This is a genomic window from Bartonella alsatica (genome assembly GCF_013388295.1).
Lineage (GTDB): Bacteria > Pseudomonadota > Alphaproteobacteria > Rhizobiales > Rhizobiaceae > Bartonella > Bartonella alsatica.
This window is the reverse complement of sequence record NZ_CP058235.1, coordinates 960,856-984,276: the sequence shown is the minus strand read 5'-3', so window position 1 is coordinate 984,276 and position 23,421 is coordinate 960,856. Positions and strand designations below refer to the sequence as shown.

Annotated in this window: 13 protein-coding genes and 2 pseudogenes; 6 read left to right on the top strand and 9 right to left on the bottom strand. The window is 36.2% G+C overall.

The annotated features are described in order from the left end of the window. The first annotated feature begins 11 nt into the window (after nucleotides 1-11). The 5 genes and pseudogenes from HWV54_RS04095 (at nucleotide 12) to trxA (ending at nucleotide 11,035) form a co-directional block, all read left to right on the top strand. Nucleotides 12-2,477 carry a sensor histidine kinase gene (locus HWV54_RS04095; RefSeq protein ID WP_040296408.1) on the top strand — a complete coding sequence of 822 codons (2,466 nt, stop codon included), beginning with the start codon at nucleotides 12-14 and terminating at the stop codon, nucleotides 2,475-2,477. Nucleotides 2,478-2,528: 51 nt separating this feature from the next. Beyond that, nucleotides 2,529-3,255, top strand: a pseudogene (gene tsaE, locus HWV54_RS04090) (tRNA (adenosine(37)-N6)-threonylcarbamoyltransferase complex ATPase subunit type 1 TsaE); the annotation flags it as partial. A gap of 754 nt (nucleotides 3,256-4,009) precedes the next feature. Further along, nucleotides 4,010-7,132, top strand: a complete 3,123-nt coding sequence (addB, locus tag HWV54_RS04085) for a double-strand break repair protein AddB (RefSeq protein WP_005866478.1) — start codon at nucleotides 4,010-4,012, stop codon at nucleotides 7,130-7,132. Next, complete coding sequence (gene addA / locus HWV54_RS04080; protein ID WP_005866479.1) at nucleotides 7,129-10,602, top strand: double-strand break repair helicase AddA; 3,474 nt, start codon at nucleotides 7,129-7,131, stop codon at nucleotides 10,600-10,602. Before addB ends, addA begins: the two co-directional genes overlap by 4 nt. A gap of 109 nt (nucleotides 10,603-10,711) precedes the next feature. Beyond that, nucleotides 10,712-11,035, top strand: a complete 324-nt coding sequence (trxA, locus tag HWV54_RS04075; protein WP_005866480.1) for a thioredoxin — start codon at nucleotides 10,712-10,714, stop codon at nucleotides 11,033-11,035. 100 nt (nucleotides 11,036-11,135) lie between these two features. On the opposite strand, the gene HWV54_RS04070 is transcribed toward trxA, so the two are convergent. The 3 genes and pseudogenes from HWV54_RS04070 to HWV54_RS04060 form a co-directional block, all read right to left on the bottom strand. Further along, the gene (locus HWV54_RS04070) at nucleotides 11,136-12,713 is read right to left on the bottom strand and encodes a peptide chain release factor 3 (RefSeq protein WP_005866481.1); all 1,578 of its coding nucleotides are present in this window, start codon (nucleotides 12,711-12,713) and stop codon (nucleotides 11,136-11,138) included. Continuing rightward, nucleotides 12,713-14,374: a lysine--tRNA ligase gene (locus HWV54_RS04065; RefSeq protein WP_040296469.1), complete on the bottom strand. Its 1,662-nt coding sequence runs from the start codon at nucleotides 14,372-14,374 to the stop codon at nucleotides 12,713-12,715. The genes HWV54_RS04070 and HWV54_RS04065 overlap by 1 nt, the downstream gene beginning before the upstream one ends. A gap of 397 nt (nucleotides 14,375-14,771) precedes the next feature. Next, nucleotides 14,772-15,731, bottom strand: a pseudogene (locus tag HWV54_RS04060) (argininosuccinate synthase domain-containing protein). A gap of 225 nt (nucleotides 15,732-15,956) precedes the next feature. On the opposite strand from HWV54_RS04060, the gene HWV54_RS04055 reads away from it, so the two are divergent. Continuing rightward, on the top strand, nucleotides 15,957-16,595 hold the full coding sequence (locus HWV54_RS04055) for a LysE family translocator (RefSeq protein WP_005866483.1): 639 nt from the start codon (nucleotides 15,957-15,959) through the stop codon (nucleotides 16,593-16,595). 2 nt (nucleotides 16,596-16,597) lie between these two features. Here HWV54_RS04055 and rlmN read toward each other — a convergent pair whose 3' ends face one another. The 6 genes from rlmN to HWV54_RS04025 form a co-directional block, all read right to left on the bottom strand. After that, a complete protein-coding gene (gene rlmN, locus HWV54_RS04050) occupies nucleotides 16,598-17,827 on the bottom strand; it encodes a dual-specificity RNA methyltransferase RlmN (protein WP_005866484.1) in 1,230 nt (409 codons plus the stop codon). 40 nt (nucleotides 17,828-17,867) lie between these two features. Then, nucleotides 17,868-18,371 (bottom strand): invasion associated locus B family protein, encoded by a 504-nt coding sequence (locus tag HWV54_RS04045; RefSeq protein ID WP_005866485.1) that lies wholly within the window; start codon nucleotides 18,369-18,371, stop codon nucleotides 17,868-17,870. Between the two features lie 1,295 nt (nucleotides 18,372-19,666). Beyond that, nucleotides 19,667-20,131 (bottom strand): PTS IIA-like nitrogen regulatory protein PtsN, encoded by a 465-nt coding sequence (gene ptsN, locus HWV54_RS04040; RefSeq protein WP_005866487.1) that lies wholly within the window; start codon nucleotides 20,129-20,131, stop codon nucleotides 19,667-19,669. A gap of 1,115 nt (nucleotides 20,132-21,246) precedes the next feature. Next, nucleotides 21,247-22,041 (bottom strand): LPS export ABC transporter ATP-binding protein, encoded by a 795-nt coding sequence (gene lptB / locus HWV54_RS04035; protein ID WP_005866488.1) that lies wholly within the window; start codon nucleotides 22,039-22,041, stop codon nucleotides 21,247-21,249. A gap of 6 nt (nucleotides 22,042-22,047) precedes the next feature. Next, nucleotides 22,048-22,620, bottom strand: coding sequence for an LptA/OstA family protein (locus tag HWV54_RS04030; protein ID WP_005866489.1), 573 nt, complete (start codon nucleotides 22,618-22,620; stop codon nucleotides 22,048-22,050). Nucleotides 22,621-22,740: 120 nt separating this feature from the next. Then, on the bottom strand, nucleotides 22,741-23,385 hold the full coding sequence (locus tag HWV54_RS04025; RefSeq protein WP_005866490.1) for a hypothetical protein: 645 nt from the start codon (nucleotides 23,383-23,385) through the stop codon (nucleotides 22,741-22,743). Nucleotides 23,386-23,421: the final 36 nt, after the last annotated feature.

The following is a 23,421-nucleotide window of genomic DNA, read 5'->3' as shown; positions in this document are numbered from 1 at the left end:
AAAAAGGTACGGTGGTTAGCTTTGGTGATTATAACCCCAAAGAAAAAATTCAAAAAATGATCCGAATCTGTACTCATATTTTTTGCTTTCTTTTCCTTTTTTTTCCGACATGCGTTGTTGCTCAGTCATTGGAAACACATTTACCATTTACTTTCATTTTGCCAGATGGTCCATGGCTTCTTTTAGCACTGTGTGGTGGAATTTCTTGTGCCTCACTTCTCACGTGTATAGCAGTTACTATGCGTGCAAAAAAAGTTTCGTGGAGGTCTCTGCAGACAATTCAAGTAAATCTTTCCGAAAAACTTAAATATTATGAATGGCTTCTGAAAGAAACCGGACAATCTCTTCTTATTTGGGAAAACCCAACAGCATCACCTCATGTGGTTGGTAACATTCCCGCTTTACAAAAAGCAGGAATTAGCCAGCAAAATTTTCAATGTTTTGCGCTTTGGCTTGAAGAAAGTTCTTTGCGCGAACTTGACTATGCATTAACGCAATTACGTTACGAATCTCACCCTTTTGAACTTTCTATAACCACGACAAATAATATGCTGTTACAAGTTACAGGGGTTATCGCCGGAACAGCAGCTATTGCCCGTTTTCAAGACATTTCAGCACAGCAAAGTGAAAATGCTCGTTTACAGAAAGATATTGCTCGAATCCTCATCGAGCTAAGAATGCAACGCAATCTTCTTGATAGTATTCAAGAACCGATATGGATCCGAGATTGTGAAGGAAAAATTTGTTTTGTCAATCGCGCCTTTAGAGAAATGACAGGCTTTCGAGAAGATAGCAATGAAGTAGGTGATCTCTTCAATGAAACAACACAATGCAAAACAGATGGAACAGAAACAATTTTTCAAGAGCATGTTCATACAGTCATTAATGGAGAACGGCGCCGTTTTCATCTTACGCGGATTACAACAGCCGAAGGGATGGCTGCTTTTGCGCATGATGACAGCGCATATGAAAATCTTGCTAATGAACTAAAATGCGTTCTTCAAAGTCATTGTGAAATACTTGACCAAATTTCAACAGCTGTCGCTGTTTTTGATACCAACCAAAAATTAAAATTCTGCAACCACGCTTTTAAACTTTTATGGTCGTTGGAGAGTTCTTTTTTAGAAAATGAACCAAGTCATACATTGCTTCTTGAACGCTTGCGTGAAAAAGGGCTCCTAGCAGAACACCCCAATTGGCGCGCATGGAAAGAAGAATTTTTTAAAGCCTATCGGCAAACAGAATCGAATCAACAAATTTGGAATCTTCCAGATGGGCGCACGGTGCGTGTTATCTCCAATCCTCATCCTCAAGGAGGCACCACTTGGCTTTATGAAAATCTTACAGAAAAAATTGATCTTGAACGACGTTACAATACACTCATTAAAATACAAGGCGAAACACTTGACAAACTTTCAGAAGGAGTAGTGGTTTTTGGCACTGATGGACGCCTTCGTTTATCGAATCCAGCTTTATCAAAATTGTGGTCTCTCCCTTACAATCTACTAGTAGAAGGTACTCACATTACACAATTACAAAGCCATTGTTCAGCCCTAACCATAGGAAAAGAATGGGATCAGTTTACAAAATTTATTACAGGTTTTGCTGAAAAACGTGACACATATTCAGGTCGTATGGACTTAAAAAATGGAATAATCATTGATTATACATTGGTACCGCTTCCTGATGGACAAACAATGCTTACTTTCGCTAATGTTACGGATACTGTCCATGTTTCACGTGCTCTTCAAGAAAAAAATGAAGCTTTAGAAAGTGCTGATCGTTTGCGCAATCAATTTATCCAACATGTTTCCTATGAATTACGTACACCTCTTACAAATATTATTGGATTTTCTGATATTTTACGCGATCAAATTTTTGGTTCTATTAATGAACGCCAACAGGAATATCTTCGGCACATTCATTCAGAATCAGGTACTCTTTTGAATATTGTCAACGATATTCTTGATCTTGCAACCCTTGATGCAGGTATCATGGAATTGGACATACAGCCAGTTAATATTACCAATGCTATGGTGCAGGCAGTAACTCGTGTAGAAGAGCGCCTTAATGGACGTTATATTACGCTTTTACAACAAGTTTCCCCTTCCTTAAATTTTATTTCTGCTGATGCAACACGTTTGCATCAAATATTTGTAAATGTCCTTAGTAATGCTATTAATTTTGCAACAGAGGCAAGCACGATTGAATTTTGTGCCGACAAACAAGATGATAATATTGTCTTCAGTGTCCATAATGAAGGATTTGATATTCCTGAAGATATTCTAAATCAAATTTTTAAACGTTTTTCTTCTCATTCACATCATGGTGGGCGTGCAGGAGCAGGACTTGGTTTGTCCCTTGTTAAAAGTTTTGTTGAACTTCACGGTGGATACGTTGAAATCCTCACTGGTACAGGACAAGGAACAACGGTTAAATGTTTTTTTCCAATCTCCAAAGAAGATAAGTTTTTTTAATAGCGTCTTTGTATTACTATAAAATTTTTTATCGATTTCGTGGAATTTTAAATGCATTTTAGTTTTTTTCTTGAAAATGAAATAGCAACTAAGCGTTTTGCACAAGATTTAGCCCTCGCTTTAAAGCCTGGTGATCTTGTAACAATGCAAGGTGATCTTGGTACAGGCAAAACAACCATCGCACGTACAATCATTCATACACTTGCCCATGACAACACTCTGTATGTTCCAAGTCCTACCTTCACTCTTGTTCAAAGCTATCAACTTCCACAATTTGAAATTATTCATGCTGATCTTTATCGTCTTTCTATGGTAGAAGAAATTTATGAATTAGGGCTTCATGAAACACGTGAACAAAGCATTATGCTCATTGAATGGCCAAAAAAAGGTGCTGATTTCTTAGAACCGGTCACTTTTGCACTGACTTTACAACATGAAGGCTGTGGGCGTTATGTGACTCTTATATCAGTACAACATTCTACTGAGCGACTACAGCAGGCTTTTGCAAATCGTACATTTTTAAAAACCCATAAGCACAGCCAAATTCATTGTCATTTTTTGGCTGATGATACCTCTGCATGCACCTATGAACTTTTGGATGATAAGTAATATTAAAAAATTCTTATGAACACGCTAATTATGCAGACGAAACAAAACACCGATTTTTCTTACCTAACAAATGGTACATCTTGCAAAAGATATTCATCAATTTGTTGGAATTAATCAGCTTATTTTAGACAATGGATTTTCTGTTCCTCGTATCTTTGTCGCGGATTTTTAAAAAGGCCTTCTGATTCAGGTGTCCAACAAGTTTTGAAATCTTAGGGATTTTTGTACTCATCCACCAATGCGATGGAAATTCATCTTATCTTAATTTACCCTATATGCCAGATCATCTTGTTCGGAATCCTTCACACCCAATGTTTACTACCTTTACAAAGTTTCTATCAAGAAATAGCTCTCTTTTCAAAAACAGAATAGATGCTTTACTATATTCTGCAAAACTTTTTCCACCAAAGCAATTTATTTTAGCTATGGAACATAAAAATAGATGTAGATCTGCTTTCATTTCCTTTTCTCAAATCCTTGATGAAATTAACAGATATTCTTTATGAAACTAGTTGTTTAAACGTCGCAATATCGTAAAGCGACTTTTCTGGAAACAATGCAAATATGTTAAAGAGTATTTTCATATTGCACTGTATCAATGGCATAGTAAGTTACTTGTTTATCATATGCAATATTTTAAAATATGCTTACAAATCCTAAGCCTTTGAAAACTTTAATATTTTGCTCTTTATATTGTTGTTCCGGCTAAATAATGAATCGTAGTCATCTCTTTATTGATAAATATTAGAAAATTTTTTTATATTGTGCGCACTGACTCAAGTTATAAGATGTATTTTAATATTTTTATAAAAGTCAAAAATCTACCATATAAATGTAGCTTTTCAGTTTTGCCCTCAATAAAAATTGTATACATTAGAAAAATGAAAACAACTAAATTTTCCATGTATCTCAAAAGAGGGTAAATGAGCTATATACCTCGTGTTTTTTCTATTTCTCCAGGAACTTCTTTTTTGCCTCATTTTGTTGATGCATTACTTTCGGGTGAACTTATTGATAACTTTGCGCCAAATGGAGATATTCAGACTGCTCTTTCTGATACCCTCATTTATGTTCCAACACGTCGTGCTGCTCGCGCTTTACGTACTGCTTTTGTCGAAAGAAGCGATACACGATCAACCTTCTTGCCAACAATTCGTCCCTTAGGAGATCTGGATGAAGATAGTTTCCTTTTTATTGAAAACCATACCAACACTCTGAACCCTCCCATTGGAGAAAGTGAACGTCTCTTGCTCTTAGCGCGCCTTATTCGTCCTTGGCGTGAAAATTTGCCTGCTCATCTGCGTGACATGTTTGGCACAGAAGATGTTCTTATTCCTGCTCACACTGCTGATGCGATTTGGCTTGCTCAAGATTTAGCACACTTGATGGACGAAATTGAAACAGAAGCAGCAGATTGGTCAAAGCTTAAAGAAATTGCACCTGATATGATAGCCGAATGGTGGCAAATAACCCTTAATTTTCTGACTATCGTTACACAGAGCTGGCCACAAATCTTACAAGAAAGGAAACGAAGTAATCCAGTTGAATGGCGCAATCAAGCTCTCAAAATACACGCAGAAACTCTTCACCGGACACAATCGAATAAACCCATACTTGCTGCCGGTGTGGCAGGTTCTATCCCCGCAGTTTCCCATCTTTTAAAGGTAATTTCTCGCCTACCAAAAGGAGCTGTTGTTCTTGCAGGTCTTGATCTTCAAATGGATGAAGAACAGTGGAATGCATTAGGTACAACCAACGAAAAAAAAACAAATTTTGATTTTTTTGATCATGCAGCAAACGCTTTCAGTCATCCTCAATATCATTTAAAAAAACTACTCTCTCTCATGAAATGTCATCGCATTCATGTTCGTGAAATTGGACAACAAAGTGCAATAAAAGCAAAACGTGCAGCTCTTTTATCAGAAGCACTTCGGCCAGCTTCTACAACAGACCGATGGGTACAAATTATTCGCGATGATTATGAAACACTTTGTGCAGATTGGTCATTCATTGAAGCTATAAATGAGCGGGAGGAAGCTCTTGCCATTGCTGTCACCTTACGCAATGCCATTGAAGAACCTCAAAAAAACGCAGCTCTTATCACAAATGACCGTAATTTAGCTCGTCGTGTCGCAACTGAATTACAGCGTTTTGGAATTGAAGCAAATGATTCAAGTGGAATACCACTTGCACAAACACTCCCCTTGACCTTGTTACGTCTTCTTTTAGAAAATGTGTTTCAACCTCATGACCCAATTGCTTTTCTTTCCTTGCTCAAACACCCACTCACCACATTAGGGCAAAATCGTCATCACTTACGCGAGATTATAGAAAATTTTGAACTCTTTGTTCTCCGAGGAAATACAGCCTGTATTAATCTTTGCGAATGTAATAAATTTCTCGAAAAATGGATAACAGCACATTCTCACAATATTTCTGAAAAAAACGTCCTTGATCAACAAAAGTGTGAAGAAGCACGTTTCCTTTGTCATCTTTTGAGTAAAGCTGTCAAACCTTTAGCATCTCTTATGAAACAAAAAAAAGAAAGCACTATCAATGAAGCCGTGGTAGCAACAGTTGAAGTTTTTGAAAATTTTGGGCGTGATGAAAATAATTCTCTCACCCATCTTTATCAACATGAAGCAGGACAAGCCCTCTTAACTTTTTTGCGTGAATTAGTGAGTGATCAATCAGGACTAAAATTTGACCTTTGTGAGTGGCCCGCTATGTTTTCGGCCCTGATAGCAACTCGTTCTGTCACGCCGTCCCCGGGCGGGCATCCACGTTTATTCATTTGGGGCACTTTAGAATCACGTTTACAAACAATTGATACCGTAGTTATCGGCGGTCTTAATGAAGGATCATGGCCTGTTACAACCCGCAATGATGCTTTTTTATCACGGCCAATGAAAATGATGTTAACTCTCGAACCACCCGAACAGCGGATTGGTCTTTCCGCACATGATTTTCAGTGGGCTATGGGAATGAATAAAGTGGTAATGAGCCGAGCATTACGAATTAATCACGCCCCTTCACTTCCTTCACGTTGGCTACAACGCCTAGAAACGGTTGTTGGGAAACAAGTTTGGAAGCAAATCCGTGAACGAGGTGAAATATTACTTCATTGGGCGAAAATGCTTGATAATACAAATATGATTGCCTGTGCAACACGTCCTTGCCCTACACCATCCCTTAAAATGCGTCCACGTCACTTTTCGGTTACTGAAATACCAACACTGCGGTACGACCCTTATGCCATTTATGCCAAAAAAATTTTGCGGCTTAAACCACTTAAAGCACTTACTTATGATCCTTGCGCTACTGAACGTGGAACATTATATCACACTATTCTTGCCGCTTTTTGGACACAAGTAAAAAATCCAAATGCCGCAAATGCGTTAGATGTACTCTTAACTCTCGGACGACAAGAATTTGATAAATTAAATTTACCTATCGATATTGATATAATTTGGTGGAAAAATTTTGAAAATTTTGCTCCGTTTTTTATCCAATGGGAACAAAGTTTAGGATCTCGAGAACGACACGTCGAAGTAGTATCTCAAAAAATACCTATAGGCACAACAGGTATAACCCTTTCAGGACGTGCTGATCGGATTGATGTATTGCCAGGTAAAATGGTTGAAATCCTTGATTTTAAAACCAGCACGCCCCCCTCGTCAAAACAAGTTCGTGATTTATTATTTCCACAATTAGCACTGGAAACAGCTTTGCTCATGAAAGGTGCATTTACAGATTTTCAAGATTTTATCCCCTCAGATTTATTTTATATTCCCCTCAACGGAAAAGGAGAAATCACCCGCCAATCAATTCTTTTAAAGAAAGGAGCAAAAGAGTACCAAAGCGCAATTAATCTTGGTGAAAAAGCATGGAAACATCTTATCGCATTAATGGATTATTATAAAAACCCACAACAAGGCTATCTTTCGCACGCAGTCCCTTTTAAAAAACGTTATGAAGGTGACTATGACCATCTGGCACGTTTATGGGAATGGTCAAGCGATATTCATAAAGCAGATCAATCATGACTCTTTTTTCTATTCCTGAAGCAGCCCTTGATGCTCAAGCAATGGCAACACACCCAACAACAAACGTGTGGGTTTCTGCAAATGCAGGAGCTGGAAAAACTCATGTTTTAAGTGAACGGGTTATTCGTTTGCTTTTAAATGGGACCCCGCCATCACGTATTTTATGTCTTACTTATACGAAAGCAGCTGCTGCTGTTATGCAATCGCGGATTTTTCGCACACTTTCCAGCTGGAATGAATTTGATGACACACAGCTTCAGAAAATCTTATCGCAGCTTGAAAATAAACCTATCAATGCGCAAAAATTATCCTACGCTCGCCAACTCTTTGCTCGTGCCCTCGAAACACCAGGGGGATTAAAAATTCAAACTATTCATGCATTTTGTGAATCTCTTTTGCATCAATTTATGTTGGAAGCCAATATTGCTGGGCATTTTGAACTTATCGATGATATCAATCGAAAAAAATTATTACAAGAAGCCCGCCGTCAACTTTTAATGCATAACGATATACAACATGCTTTAAAACAACTTCTTAAAGTTATCAATGAAAACACTTTTAATCAATTACTGTATGAAGCAACCCAAAAGCAACACGAACTGTCTGATTTTTTATCTTCTCTTTTGTCTGAAAACGGAGAAGAACAACTGCGTGCGCTATTTAATTTAGCACCTGATGATACAAACCAGCGGCTGCTGGAAAAAATTCAACAGACTGCTCGTCTACCTCTTTATGCCCTTACACATTGTCAAACCTATGGTAAACAAAATCTCAAAGATATTATTGCAAAATTTTCCCAATTAGAAACTGTTTGTGATGAAACAAACATTATCAACATTATTTCAAATATTTATTTTAAAACGACAGGTGAACCTCGCAACTTTTCACGTTTATACCCTAAAAAATCAGATGAAATTTGGCCCTTTATTCAACAAATGATTGAAGACAAACAAAGCAAACTTTCTGTTCTTTTAGAGAAATACAAATGCGTAAAAATTGTTACACTCAACATGGCCGCTTTTCAACTCTGTGCCACATATCTTAAAATCTACGACAATTTAAAAAAGGCTAATGGCTTGTTAGATTTTGATGATCTCATTGAACGCACACTCTGTTTGTTGCAACGCAAAGGTGCAAGCCAATGGGTGCAATATAAACTTGATCATGGACTTGATCATATTTTGCTTGATGAAGCACAAGATACTAATCCTGAACAATGGCAAATTATTCAACTTTTGGCACAAGAATTTTTTACGGGTCATAGTCAACGCACAAATATACGTACTCTTTTTGCTGTTGGAGATGAAAAACAATCTATTTATTCTTTTCAAGGCGCTGCACCAGAAAATTTTTCTGCAAATGGACGAATGATTCAAAAAAAAGCAAAACAAGCGAAACAGAAATTTGAAAAAGTGCAATTAAATTATTCTTTTCGCTCTACAGCTGATGTTCTTAAAAGCATCGATCTTGTCTTTGAAACACCAGAAAATTACAAAGGGCTTTCAGCAGAAAATACAAAAACGGTACACGAAGCTATTCGTATTCACAGCCCGGGTGATGTTATCTTATGGGATGCTATTTCCAAAGAAACAAATGAGTTTCCTGACGATTGGTGTTTAGCTGTTGATCACTTAAATACACCGGAAGTACGTCTTGCGGAAAAAATTGCTGAAACCATCGCAGACTGGTTACAGAAAGGAGAAATGCTTCCAGCAAAAGGACGTTTAATGTGTGCTAGTGATATTATGATATTGGTACGTAAGCGTGATCAATTTGTTTCTGCGCTTTCCCGTGCCCTTAAATTACGAAATATTCCTGTAGCAGGTGCTGATCGCTTACAGCTCACTAACCATATCAGTGTACGGGATTTAATGGCACTTGCCCGTTTTGTCTTACAACCACAAGATGATCTTTCCCTGGCTTGTGTTTTAAAAAGTCCTCTTTTTTCGCTTAGCGAAGAAAAACTTTTTCAGCTTGCAGCACACCGTACAGGTTCCCTTTGGCAAAGCCTTTGTATGCACGTGTCGTCGCATGCATCTTTTAAATATATCTTTGAAAGTCTCAGTAAATATCGCAATTTAGTTGATAAAATGCCTGTTTTTGAATTCTATAGTCATATTCTAAACAATGATAAGGGACGACAAAAAATTCTAGCCCGTTTAGGTTCTGAAGCAAACGATGTACTTGATGCTTTTATGGATTATACGCTCACTATTCAAAAAACTGGTTTACCAGGATTACAAGCTTTTTTGGAAATCTTAAGCGCAAGCAAACCAGAAATTAAACGTGAACTTGACCAAAACCATGAAGAAATTCGTATCATGACTATTCATGCTGCAAAAGGACTTGAAGCTGCTGTCGTTTTCCTAGTTGATCCTGGTAGTGCAATTTGGCATCCTCAACACGCACCACACCTTCTTAAAGTTTCTTTAAACAATAAACAATTGAGTAATCAACAAGGTTTTATCTGGCATCCAAATTCAGAATTTAACACAAAACTTTCTGAAAAAGCGCTTGCATATTTAAAAAAACGTGCTGAAGAAGAGTATAAACGCCTTCTCTATGTAGGAATGACACGTGCTGAAGATCGATTGTTTATTTGTGGATATAGTGGTGAGCGATCCTCTCCTGATACATGGCTACAATTAGTAAAGAAGGCCCTCAAACCGCATGCAGTTCCCATAAAGGGTCCTGCTGAGGATATTGCGGCTTGGCGCTATTGCATTACACCTTCTTCTTCTACCCCAATATACAAAGCAGTATCCTCTGCTGAAGGCCAAACATTTCCACCTTTGCCTGACTTTTTTTCCCATAAACTACCAGCAGAACCAGTCTTACCGAAACCATTAAAACCTTCCGTTGCTAGTCTTTCTATTGAAGCTGAGACTGAGATTTCCTCCAATCAAAAATCTCTTAGTATCTCACCTGTCTTAGGAGAAACAAATACGAATAGAGCTTTTTCCATTGAATATGGTAATATTGTTCACCGATTGCTGCAACATTTACCTAATTGCCCTTCTACACAACGTCGAGATTATGCCCAATACTATCTCAATACAAAAGTCTCTCATTGGCATGAAAGACAAAGACAAAAAGCGCTCTGTCATGTTTGGCAGATTTTGGATGATTCCTACCTCAAGCCCCTCTTTTCTGACCATTCACGTGCCGAAGTTTCCTTAATGGGCATTGTAAAAATTCATGGAAAAGAACAAGTAGTTTCCGGCCAAATTGACCGTTTATATATCACACAAAATAGCATTATCTTTGCTGATTTTAAAACAGGTGTACCACCAGAAAACGAAGCTGCTATTGCCCCACACTATTTGTTGCAAATGGCTCTTTACCGAAAATTGCTACAAGCTATTCATCCCAATAAAAATATCCAAGCCCTTCTTATCTACAGTAAAGAAGTAAAAATTTTTAAACTTCCTCCAGAAAAACTCGATGCACTTCTTGATGAAATTGCTTGATAAACCAAGAAACTTCTTTTTACAAAGAACCTTATAATTTATTTTTACAATAACTTGATATGAATTTTTGTTGTAACAATCTATAGAAATGAATATAAAGGATAAATTAATGACGTGTATAAAAGTTAATAAAAGTAATTTCGAAAGTGAAGTTCTTACTTCTTCCATCCCTGTTGTGGTTGATTTTTGGGCAGAGTGGTGCGGCCCTTGCAAAATGATTGCTCCGATTTTAGACGAAATTTCAACGGAAATGCAAAGCCAAATCAAAATTGCCAAGGTAAATATTGATGAAAACCCGGAACTGGCTACCCAATATGGAGTGCGCTCGATTCCTACTTTATTGATGTTTAAAAATGGGAACATCTCATCAAATATGGTTGGGGCTGCTTCTAAAGGACGTGTTTCTGAATGGATTAAAGATAGTCTTCGTTAAATCTGCTCATAATAATTTTTTCCAAAAAGGAGAGGAATCTTACCTCTTCCTTTTATCTGTCTTTTTTAAAAATAATTCTTTTCACTTAAAAAAATGTCTATTATTCAGGGCGTATTTGATAATCTTTAAAAGCTAAAAATTTTATTTTTGGTGCTCTCTCTGCTTCATAATTCAACGAAAAATGATTTTCTGCTAAAAAAACTGGATCACTATCTAAATCACGAGCAATAGCAGAACGATGATTGGTCACAAATTTTTGCAATTCATTTTTATCCTCTGCTAAAATCCAACGACATACACTAAAGCGCGCTGGTTCAAAATTTACCGGTAAAGAATATTCCACCTTAAGCCGCTCCATTAATACATCAATTTGTAAAGCACCAACCACCCCAATAAGAGCAGATGATCCATCATCTGGAATAAATAATTGCACAACACCTTCTTCAGCCATTTGATGCAGAGCTTCCTTAAGTTTCTTTGCTTTTATTGGATCGCCCAAACTAACACGACGTAAAATTTCCGGTGCAAAATTGGGTATACCTTTAAAGATAATATCTTCTCCCTCGGTCAGGGTATCACCAATACGTAACGTTCCATGATTTGGAATACCTACTATATCACCAGCATAGGCTTGATCAGCAATTTGACGTGAACGAGCAAAGAAAAATTGTGGTGCCGAAAGAGTCATAGGTTTTCCTGTTCGTACTAACTTTGTCTTCATACCACGCGCAAGCGTCCCTGAACACACCCGCAAAAATGCAATACGATCACGGTGATTGGGATCCATATTAGCTTGAATTTTAAAGACAAACCCTGCCATTTTTGGCTCAGTCGCTATGATATTGCGTTGATCTGCAACCTGATCACGAGGACTTGGACCAAAATCAACGAGCGCGTTGATCAAATCACGAACACCAAAATTTCGCAAAGCTGATCCGAAATAAACTGGTGTCATATGTCCTTCACGGAAAGCTCGCAAATCAAAACTCTTGCAGGCACTACGAGCAAGTTCGACTTCTTCAATAAAAAGCGTACGCCGATTTTCAGGAAGCAAAAGTGCAACTTCATCAAGCCCAGAAACCGCTTGTTGTGTTACCTCATCATCCTTTTGACGAAAACAATTATAATGAAGATCAAAAGTACCAACAAAATCTTTACCTACACCAATAGGCCATGTGATTGGTGCAGTATCAAGCGCAAGCTTTTCTTCAATTTCATCTAGAATTTCTAAAGGATCACGTGCCTCACGATCCATTTTATTCACAAAAGTGACAATAGGAATATCCCGCATCCGGCACACTTCAAACAGTTTCAGTGTTCTTGGTTCAATTCCGCGTGCACCATCTAGTACCATGACAGCACTGTCAACAGCCGTGAGAGTGCGATAAGTATCATCTGCAAAATCCGCATGGCCTGGAGTGTCTAATAAATTAAAAATGTGTTCTCTATATTCAAATGTCATCACTGATGTTACAACCGAAATACCACGGTCACGTTCAATATTCATCCAATCAGAACGGGTTTGAATACGGTTCTTTTTTGCCTTCACCTCACCAGCAAGCTGAATAGCTCCACCAAACAATAAAAGTTTTTCTGTTAGTGTTGTTTTCCCTGCATCTGGGTGGGCAATGATTGCAAATGTACGACGACGCTTTACTTCTTGTGTTCTCTGTTCCATTATTTCCTCATAGGTCGCGCAAGCGCCTCAGAAATGAGGGCACGCATTTCATTAATCCCGTACAGCGCGATAAATGAACCCAATCGTGGTCCTCGTTCTTGCCCTAAAAGTACTTCATAAAGCATTTGAAAAAAGACATTTGAAACACCCGGTCCTCCTTCAGGACTTTTTTTGCTATGATCTTGATAGCGTTCCGTTAAACGGGCAATATCAAGAAGTACATTTTGAAGCACATTTCCGTCAGTAGTTTCAGGTAAACTAGCTAATTGTGCATCAATTTGCGCTAACGTTGAGCATTCACTCTCATCAGGAATGCGAAATTTTTTATTTGGTTTAACAAAGACATCAAAATATTTAATAGCAAATTGTACCAATTGATCAAGTTTGGGATAAGTTTGCGCATTAGCTCCCTTAGCATAGCGAGAAATAAAGCCCCAAAGAACCTCTTTATTCTCCGCATTTGAAGCACTTACCAAATTTAAAAGCATGGCAAAGGATACCGGCAAATCAACTTGTGGAGGGCAACCATTATGAATATGCCATACAGGATTATTAAGCCGTTCTTGCCATTTTTGACGACCATAGGCTGAAAGATGCGCATAATATTCATCAACGGCTTTTGGAATAACATCAAAATAAAGCCGTTTTGCTGTTTTTGGCTTTGAAAACATATAAAGCCCTAAACTCTCTGTCGGAGCATAAGTTAGCCATTCATCAATGGTTAAACCATTTCCTTTGGATTTAGAAATTTTTTGTCCCTTATCATCCAAAAAAAGCTCATAATTAAATCCCTCGGGTGGATTTCCACCAAGCACTTTACAAATTTTAGAAGAAAGATTTGTGGAATCGATAAGATCTTTTCCTGCCATTTCATAATCGACTCCAAGCGCTTTCCAGCGCATTGCCCAATCCACCTTCCATTGACATTTGACTTTTCCTCCTGTGATTTCTGTTTCTATAGTTTCACCTGTTTCAGGCTCAATATAAGTAACAGTACCTTTGCCAATATTACGGGCGATCATTGGTACTTGCAGTACTTTTCCAGAAATGGGGGAAATAGGTAAAAAAAGCGAATAGGTAGCACGTCGTTCTTCACCTAATGTTGGCAAGATAATTGCCATCACCTTGTCATAACAGGCAAGTATTCTTAAAAGAGTTTCGTCAAAATGACCGGAACTATAATAATCTGTAGCACTCGCAAATTCATAATCAAAACCAAAGCGATCAAGAAAAATACGCAAACGTGCATTATTTGCTGCTCCAAAAGAAGGATAAATATCTCCAAAAGGATCTGGTACACGGCTAAGTGGTTGACCAAGGTAGCTTTCCATTTTTTCGCGATCAGGTACATTATCAGGAATCTTGCGCAAACCATCCATATCATCAGAAAAACAAAGTAGTTTTGTTTTAACTTTATTGTCAGTTAAAACCCGGAATGCATGGCGCACCATGGTTGTACGTGCGACTTCCCCAAAAGTCCCAATATGTGGCAAACCAGAAGGTCCATAACCAGTTTCAAATATTACAATCTCTGGATAACCTGTTTTTTCATACCGCTTAACAATCTTACGTGCTTCTTCAAATGGCCAAACTTTTGATTGAATAGCCGCATCTTTTAATTCAGATGTAAGGTTAAGGGTATCACACTGATCATGCATCATCATCTTTATCCCCAAAATTAAACTTTTTTAAAACATGGTCTATGGTTCTTGGATTTATTCGTCAATACAAGTAAGTAAAAAGGTGCAAAATTCTTAACATACTCTTCCATAATCAGCATTTGCCTTATTCTTCCTACCGTATGCTATTTTACATCAATGAAATATAAGTTTATGAATGTAATTTACTCATTTTGATTATTGCTGTTTTAATTGTCATTACTCTAGGTTCTTCTTACTACACTTATCAGCAAGAAAAAAATCTTCTAATAGTGAATTAAAAATTGGACAAATAACCTATTCATCAACATCAATAATCTAGAAAAATGACAGAATTAAATGTTTTATATGAAAATACCTTCTTATTATACTGCAAGGGTTATTTTATAGGATTGTTTATTTAAAATTCTTTTGAACCAACTGCCAATGTACGCAAGTGCAAGGTATTTAAGTTAATAAATCCAGCTGCATTTTGTTATCATAAGCACCTTGATCATTTTCAAAAAGTGCCAAGTTATGAGAATAAAGCGATTTTTTTCTTTAAATTTCACTGCATAGTGCGCAGTCAAAAGAATAGTTCCTACTGGTGTCTTATAAATACCACGCGATTTTATATCTACATAACAGTTTTCTATCAACCCTAATCGGCCGATATTATTGTCGCATCTATACCCATTCAATTCAGAAATCAAATTCGCAGGAAATAAACTTTTTTCATTAGTCAATATGACATTGCCTTTTTAAAGTCAGTAGTGATTCTGGTCGCCTGATCTGGAGTAACCTTCGAAGAATAAGAGTATGCATATGCACATATTCAGAAACAGAAATAGTCGAATCTTTCGAAATTTTTCCTTCTGATAACGAGTACAATAAATTTAGATCAACTCCCAAAAGCACTTCGCTTTGCTTATCCTTCTCCACAGGAATTTGATGTGCATGTGCAAAGTTAATCAAATCCCTTCAACTTTTAAAAGATCAATTACGCCATAGAGTAATTTTTTATATCAGGATTAAGTGCATAAACAGAAAGCTCAAAGCGTACTTGATCATTACCTTTCACCATTGCTTTGTAAGCAATTGCACCTGACTTCCATTTCTTTAGCAATTTGAATCAAAAATTTGCAATAAATTAATGATCAATTGACATCCCTAAAAGATACCCGCCTTCATAAACTGTATTCGCTCGAAATATCAGAAAGACAAAATCACACATAAGCTTCTCACATAGATCTTCAATATAAATTTCTTTAATGCTCAATATTTCAGCTTACAAAACGCCGTTTCTAATTTTTTCTTTGGCTTAAATCTGCTGTAAAGGTTACAATTTCAAAACTATTTCATTTCATAACCATTTTAAAATAGTTGATGTATCTCACTTAACATTTTGCCATTTTTTCATTTTAAAATTTTACTGTGTTTATTTTCTTTGAATTTAGAGCTCAAAAACTATGCAAAAAGTAAAAATAAATTCCTTTTGAACAACATTTAAAAGATACCCCAAAAAATACGAGAAAGTGTAAAGAAGCGTTTTTTATAAGAGCTGTAAATTATTTGAATATCTTTACACAACAATAAAGAGGTTTACATGTCATTTTTCCCTGAATGGCCTATTTTAATACAATTTTCTGTAGCATCGTTAATTTTAGCACTTATTCCAGGACCTGATATGATGCTTTCTGTAGGACGAACTATTACACAAGGCAAAAAAGCTGGGATTATGTGTGCCCTCGGAAGTGCAACAGGTTTTGTTATTCAAGTTACTGCTGTAGCACTTGGCTTATCAGCTCTTATTTTTGCTTCACCGCACGCTTTTGTTCTTCTTAAAATAGCTGGCGCTTTTTACCTTTTATGGTTCGCCATACAAGCATTATATAGACACTCAAAATTTTCTGTTGAACCGGTATCATCTCAACATAAAAGTTCTAAACATAACTATCTTGCTGGTATTGGAATTAATCTTTTAAATCCCAAAATTATTCTTTTCAATGTTACTTTTTTACCACAATTTATCAATGCTAATGATCCTATGGTAACACAAAAATTACTCATCCTAGGGCTTTCTTATATTCCTATTTCTTTGCCCATTACAATTTCTACAGTTTTTATGGCCCATAAATTTTTCAAAAGTCTCAAACAAAATTCCCTTTATATGCGCTTTCTTGACTGGCTTATTGCTGGTACTTTTACCAGCTTTGCTCTTCATCTTCTCATAGCCGAAAATTGAGTTCATTGACCACTTACTGTGTCTTCAAATTGCAAACGTTCAGATTTACGTAAACGCTCTGAAACTGATTTAAGCTGTCCACATGCAGCTAAAATATCCCGCCCGCGCGGTATCCGAATAGGGGAAGCATAACCTGCTTGATTAATCACGTCAGCAAAACGCTCAATTTGTTCCCAATCAGAACATTGATAATTACTCCCCGGCCATGGATTAAAAGGGATTAAGTTGATCTTAGCTGGAATATTTTTCAGTAACTGTACCAATTGCTTAGCATCATCCAAACTATCATTTATATCTTTCAGCATGACATATTCAAATGTAATTCGTTTTGCATTGGAAAGACCAGGATAATTACGGCAAGCATCCATTAATAGAGCAAGTGGATATTTTTTATTTATTGGAACAAGTACATTCCGAAGCGTATCATGCACTGCATGGAGTGAAATTGCTAACATAACGCCAATTTCTTCTCCTGCCCGAATAATTTCAGGAACTACCCCACTGGTTGAAAGCGTAATTCGACGTTTTGATAAAGAAAGCCCATTTCCATCAGAAGCAATTAATAAAGCTTTTTTGACTGCATCAAAATTATAAAGTGGCTCTCCCATTCCCATCATAACGATATTGGTGATTTTGCGCCCTTCAACGGGAACAATTGCTCCATCCGGAGTATTCCTATCAGGAAAATCACCGAGACAATCACGCGCAATCAATAATTGTGCTAAAATCTCCTCTGCTGTTAGATTACGAACAAGTACTTGCGTTCCCGTATGACAAAAAGAACAAGTTAATGTACACCCAACCTGCGATGAAAGACATAACGTACCACGCCCTTCTTCAGGTATATAAACCGTTTCAATTTCCACAGGTCTTCCAGCCCCACGTGCTGGAAAACGTAAAAGCCATTTACGCGTGCCATCTTTTGATATTTGTTCTCCAATAATTTCCGGACGAGCAATGGAAAAATGACTTTTAAGCATTTCTTGCATTGGTTTAGAAATATTTCGCATTTCATCAAAATTTGAAACTCCCCGCACATAAAGCCAATGCCAGAGCTGACGTACACGCATACGCGTCTGATACCCTGGTACACCAACTTCTTTTAAAGCTTGTATCATTTCATCTTGAGATAAGCCAATTAAAGGCAGCTTGAATCTCTCTTTCACGACAATATTATTCGTTTCCTGTGCTAGACATGAACCAACTCGTTTATAATCATATGAAATAGCCATTGTTTTCCAATTTATATCATAGTGTAGAGTTACAAAGGCTTTAATGGCATTTCTGGATCACATCTAATGCAGCGGTAATTCCTTTTAAGGAATAAGTATAGGTGGTATAAGTTCCCCGTTTTGATATAGCTTTCACTGTCATATTTATTCCAGAACGCATAGCAGAAACAAGCTGCTTTTCTAACTCTGATGAGGCTAACCAAGCCGATGAATCTTTCGTGAAAAAATCAAAATCCTTATTTCCAATGGTCACAGTAACTTTTGAGCCTTCTTTAAGTGTATAACCTGCCATAAATTGCGGTTCAAACGAGACAGGTGAATGAGAACGCTTGGTAACCAAAAAGAAATTATCACCATGATTAACTGTCGTTGGAAGTGCCTCTAAAGGTACCGACAACACATAGCAAATTGTATTTCTTGGCGATTTATAAGAATAAGCCCCCCAGGCTTCAAATTGATTCAAACGGCTTGGCGCTTGTGCACATACTGCTCCGACAATAACAAAAACTGCTACAGATGCAGCAATCACAGTCTTTTCAAACATCTTCATTTAGCTCACTTCATTTAATATCTAACAAGATTCTCTTCATTGAAAAATCCCAATAAAAACTCGTTGATGCTTTAGTGTAATTGTTCCAATCCTTTTAGTAAACGGAAACATTCGCATGTTAATTAAACCAGTTCTTTACCCTTAATTGTAACCTTCTAGTTGTTACAAAAATATGAATTTTTTACTTAATAACCAGATTAAAAAAATATTTTGATTTTATGCAACTAAGTTTGTTTCTCGTATAAAAATCTATTTTTTTAAGCAATTAAAATGTAAAATAAAGCATGAATATACCATCACCCTATTAAGAAATAAACTACGCTCTTTTACCGCAAACAATTCGTTATCAAATCTTGGAAATGCATCCTATAAAGAAGCACTCTAAAATTTGACAGTTTTCGAATATTATTCATAAACTTAACATACCCATCTGTTCGCACTCATAAAAATTGCAAAACACATATTTATTTTATCAACTACAGTAGTTTATACTTCAATACCATTTAAAGACCGCTTTACACGAACTTAAAACTCTAAAACATATAACTCCTGTATTAACCACCGTACGTAATTTTGCTTCCTTTCCTACCATTTACTTCTGCCGTATGCTTTACTATTTTTATTGTCAGTTTCTGAAGTGATCCAGTAATCTATACTAGCTTAACCATATTATTTTAAGTATTCGATAATCTTCTTCCTCCTTCACAAAAACCTTCTGAGGAATTGATTAAGCAAATTTGTCATCTTGTTTTAATGTAATTGATAAATAAAAATATCGAACTTTTCCACAATCGCACCTACCTCCCTACTTTATCCTTTATATACACCCTTTTAATTAAATCGTGATTGACAAGCTTGTACACGCATAAAAATTTTTCGCTTAACCTAAAATTTATAATTTTCATACTTACCCTACAAAATTATTTTTTAGTATAACTCTATAGAACAAAGCTGCTCTTTAAACAAAAGATAGAATATCTCTTATCCATTTTTGAAACCTAAATATCAATATTATAAAAAATATTTAAACTATACTGATTTACGAAAAGAAATAAATTTACGGATGCCACCAAATAAAGAATGTCTAAGAGCATAATAAGATTTATAGGTGAAAATAACAAAAGTTCGATGTTTTTTGTTTCCTGTTCTTTAGAAACGATGATTCCCTTACAGAGAGGTTTTTTTAAATCACATGATACCATTCATGATTCTTAGTATTTTTATGTATAATTATGTAATTTTTTAACCTGCTCTGCAGTCCACCATCCCGTAATATCCCCACACTATTTTTAAGCTGCATTCGACTCTGAATTCTCAATCAATAAAGCATAAAGCGCATTAGCATCATGGGTGTTGCGCAATTTTTGAACAACATCAGTATGACGTAAAACACGCGCAATTTGTGATAAAGCTTTCAAGTGGTCTACACCTGCATTTTCAGGCGCCAAAAGGAGAAAAACAAGATCAATAGGCTCATCATCAAGAGCTTCAAAATCAACCGGGTTTTCAAGACGTGCAAATATACCAATGATTCTATTAATCTCCGGTAGTTTTCCATGAGGAATTGCAATACCACCACCCAATCCCGTTGAACCCAATTTTTCACGTTGTAAAACAATATCAAAAATCACACGTTCACTAAGATTTGTCAGCTTAGCAGCTTTTTCGGCTAAAATCTGCAGAACTTGTTTCTTCGAATTCGCCTTAAGAGCCGGAATAATTGCTTCCGGTGCAATTAACTCACTCAAATTCATACTTTAATTTTCCTTTTACACGTTCAAATACTCACCTATAAATTTGTAAACGGCGTTCCTTAAAGTTCTTTAACTTTTTTGCATCATCACATGTGATTTTACTTTTCAATTTATAGCGGATTATGGTTCAATTTATCTTATATTACTCCCAGTGTAACAATAAATAGTAATTCAGCTCCTAATTAACAGCATGAAAAAACAAAGAAAACAGCGTTGTTCATAAAATTAAGTTTTCTACAATACTAGCAAAAGCTATCATCTATGAATTTCCTTAATCACAACAGTTAGTGTAAAATTCTTCACCAGATCTTCTTCTTTCTTTTAAGAACTAGCTTTTAAAAATAACATTTTACTTTGATAATTACTGAACAGCTTGAGCTTTGTGAGACTACAACAATCTAAAAGCTTTAAGTTATTCAACGATTATTTTAAGAGATTTACAGATTTGATCTGATACCTACAGTTGTACACCCGCCTTAAATAGGCCTCCCCAAATACTATAAAGCTTATTTGAAAACTATATGCTGCTACCATCAAAATATCCTAACTAGCTTCATCTATATGTTGTTTGATTCGAAAAGAAGTTAATATCTATATACCTTCTAACAACACGTGTATTGACTTAGAGCCTCGTTTACCATTCATTATAAGGTTAATCTAGCGATATCTTTTCCATGATACCATCAAAAGCAAACTAAACATATAAAACAATGATATCACCCCATTTTGATAAAGCCTTTTTCTACCATTTAAAAAAATTTAAGATAAAGTCTTAGCGTAAATTAAGGTACTTTTTAGCAATAACACTATAAACACAATCATCTGAAAAAATCTTATGCATAATCCAACTAAAAAATACCTATCCTCTCTTTCTTCTAAACAACTGGGTCTTTCAACTTATTTGAAGTTTTTAATAACATCGTCATAGTTTCTAAAACGAAGCAACAATGTTTTCTTATACAATGAAAATACATACCACATAATAACTTATGAAAAATCACAGTCTTATCTACCCCTGTGGAATATGTTTTATTTCATGAATGTGTAAGAAAGACTACTTATGTTTTCATATTAATTTATTTAAGCGTAAACGAAAACACATAAAATTTGTAAAATCAGAGAGAAAACTGATTTCCCAAATAAATTCTGCGCACATCAATATTGTTGATAACATCGTTAGGACAGCCGTGGACTAATACTTGTCCGGCGTGAATGATATATGCACGATCGACAAGTCCTAATGTTTCACGCACATTGTGATCAGTTATTAAAACACCAATTCCACGTTGAGTTAAATAACGAATGAGCTGCTGAATATCAAAAATGGCGATAGGATCAATTCCTGCAAATGGTTCATCAAGTAACATAAAATTGGGGCGAGAAGCTAAAGCACGTGCAATTTCAAGTCGCCGACGTTCTCCTCCAGATAAAGAAAGAGCAGGCATTTTACGTAAATGATCAATTTTAAATTCATGTAAAAGGCTATCTAATTCTTCACGTCGTTTAAGATGATCTTTTTCAACGATTTCTAAAACAGCTTTAATGTTATTTTCTACTGAAAGACCACGAAAAATAGAGGCTTCCTGCGGAAGATAACCAATACCTAAACGAGCGCGTCGATACATCGGAAGATGAGTGATATCAAATTCATCAATTTTAATGGATCCTCCATCAGACTTAATGAGTCCCGTAACCATGTAAAAGCAAGTCGTTTTCCCCGCACCATTAGGACCTAAAATGCCAACAGCTTCTCCAGTACGAATGCCAAAAGAAACACCCTTCACTGCCTGTCTTCCACGATAAACTTTAATCAAATTATTGGCAGTTAAAGTCCCCTTTAAAGGCTTTCTTAAAGCTTCACTATTTAGGTTATGTCTATCTGTCTGTTTTTTTCTTTTTATTCCAAACATGAAACCTTAATGGCCATTCTTTTGACTTTGTTTAAAAATAATAGAAACACGGCCTTTTTTCTCAGACCTCTCACAACCTTCTAGAAAAGTTTTTCCGCTTTTCATATCTGCCGTTAGTTTGCACCCTGTTGCAACATTATCCCCATCGGTTAATACAACATTATCTCCTGTCAAGCTTATTATTTTTGTCTTTCCATCAAAAATGCCTTTATCACCTGTAGCGATCTGCGTAGCAACTTTTATATAAACCTTTCCTAAAGCTTCCATCTTCTTAATACCCGTTGAACCAAACCAGGCAGATGATGAAGTCTCTCTATCCTCTTGAGTTTTATCAGCAACTTCATACGTTTGATCGTAGTAAATAACTAATTTTTCCGTTCTCAGAAAACGTTCACCTTGAACTACAGAAACATCACCACTAAAGAGCGCTATTCCTTCTTTATCACGTATTTCTAAAGAATCTGCATAAAGTTCTACGGGTTCTTTGTTATTTGTTAAATTAATTCCAAAATAGGCTACTTCAGCATATCCTACAACTGTTTTAAACCCTAACATTACCACGCTCAAAGCAAAGGGCATACCTATCCATTTTTTGTATAATTTCCTCAGCTTTATCTCATCAATTCTCACTATTTTTTTGTTCACAAAAACACATATTCCTCTTTCATAAAGATCATTTAGATTCGTCTTAATATGATTTTATTGCTTGTCAATCATCAAATGTACACCGCCATGAAAGTATATACTTTGTCCTTTTTCTCGAATTTGCAAAGCATTTGCCGCAAGATGCAGACCTGCACGCTGAATATTGACACGTTGATCTGTGTTTAATTGTCCCTCAGATAAATTAATATTTGCTGCTATAAATTGTGCAATCATTCCGTCATTTGTTGTAATAGTGAATGGCTTATCCAACTGCAAACAACCATGCATATTATCGTAAAATCCTCCTTGCGCACTAAGAAAAAGCCGTCTCTTTTTGTCCACAAGTGCTTCAGCTGTAATATTTTGCAATCCAATTGTTCCAACACGTATCCGATCTTGAAATGCTTTTTCTGCTTTAAGCCAATAAGGTTCATGAGCGCGCGTATAACCTTCTAATTGAAGATGGAGCATTGTTAATTTTGTTATCCCCTCCTCTTCATTATTCAAAGTTACAAGCTCAGAAGAAACAGGAGGTAAAAAAAATGTAAACCGGCAAAAAATGAGTGCTGCAACCAATGCTAAGAGAAGTAAAAAAAATTTTAATATGTTAATGCAACGCGAATAACGAGATGCTTTTTTAAAAACATCACCTAAAGATGATTGTGCTGAAAAAGCTTGATAATGATTGTGTACGGACATACTATCCTAATCTCTTAAATATTCCGTGTTTTTCAA

Excerpts from the sequence above, each read along its gene's own strand:
- addB (WP_005866478.1), top strand. The coding sequence starts at position 4,010 with ATGAGCTATATACCTCGTGTTTTTTCTATTTCTCCAGGAACTTCTTTT.
- addA (WP_005866479.1), top strand. The coding sequence starts at position 7,129 with ATGACTCTTTTTTCTATTCCTGAAGCAGCCCTTGATGCTCAAGCAATG.
- trxA (WP_005866480.1), top strand. The coding sequence starts at position 10,712 with ATGACGTGTATAAAAGTTAATAAAAGTAATTTCGAAAGTGAAGTTCTT.
- HWV54_RS04070 (WP_005866481.1), bottom strand. The coding sequence starts at position 12,713 with ATGGAACAGAGAACACAAGAAGTAAAGCGTCGTCGTACATTTGCAATC.
- HWV54_RS04065 (WP_040296469.1), bottom strand. The coding sequence starts at position 14,374 with ATGATGCATGATCAGTGTGATACCCTTAACCTTACATCTGAATTAAAA.
- HWV54_RS04055 (WP_005866483.1), top strand. The coding sequence starts at position 15,957 with ATGTCATTTTTCCCTGAATGGCCTATTTTAATACAATTTTCTGTAGCA.
- rlmN (WP_005866484.1), bottom strand. The coding sequence starts at position 17,827 with ATGGCTATTTCATATGATTATAAACGAGTTGGTTCATGTCTAGCACAG.
- HWV54_RS04045 (WP_005866485.1), bottom strand. The coding sequence starts at position 18,371 with ATGTTTGAAAAGACTGTGATTGCTGCATCTGTAGCAGTTTTTGTTATT.
- ptsN (WP_005866487.1), bottom strand. The coding sequence starts at position 20,131 with ATGAATTTGAGTGAGTTAATTGCACCGGAAGCAATTATTCCGGCTCTT.
- lptB (WP_005866488.1), bottom strand. The coding sequence starts at position 22,041 with ATGTTTGGAATAAAAAGAAAAAAACAGACAGATAGACATAACCTAAAT.
- HWV54_RS04030 (WP_005866489.1), bottom strand. The coding sequence starts at position 22,620 with ATGCCCTTTGCTTTGAGCGTGGTAATGTTAGGGTTTAAAACAGTTGTA.
- HWV54_RS04025 (WP_005866490.1), bottom strand. The coding sequence starts at position 23,385 with ATGTCCGTACACAATCATTATCAAGCTTTTTCAGCACAATCATCTTTA.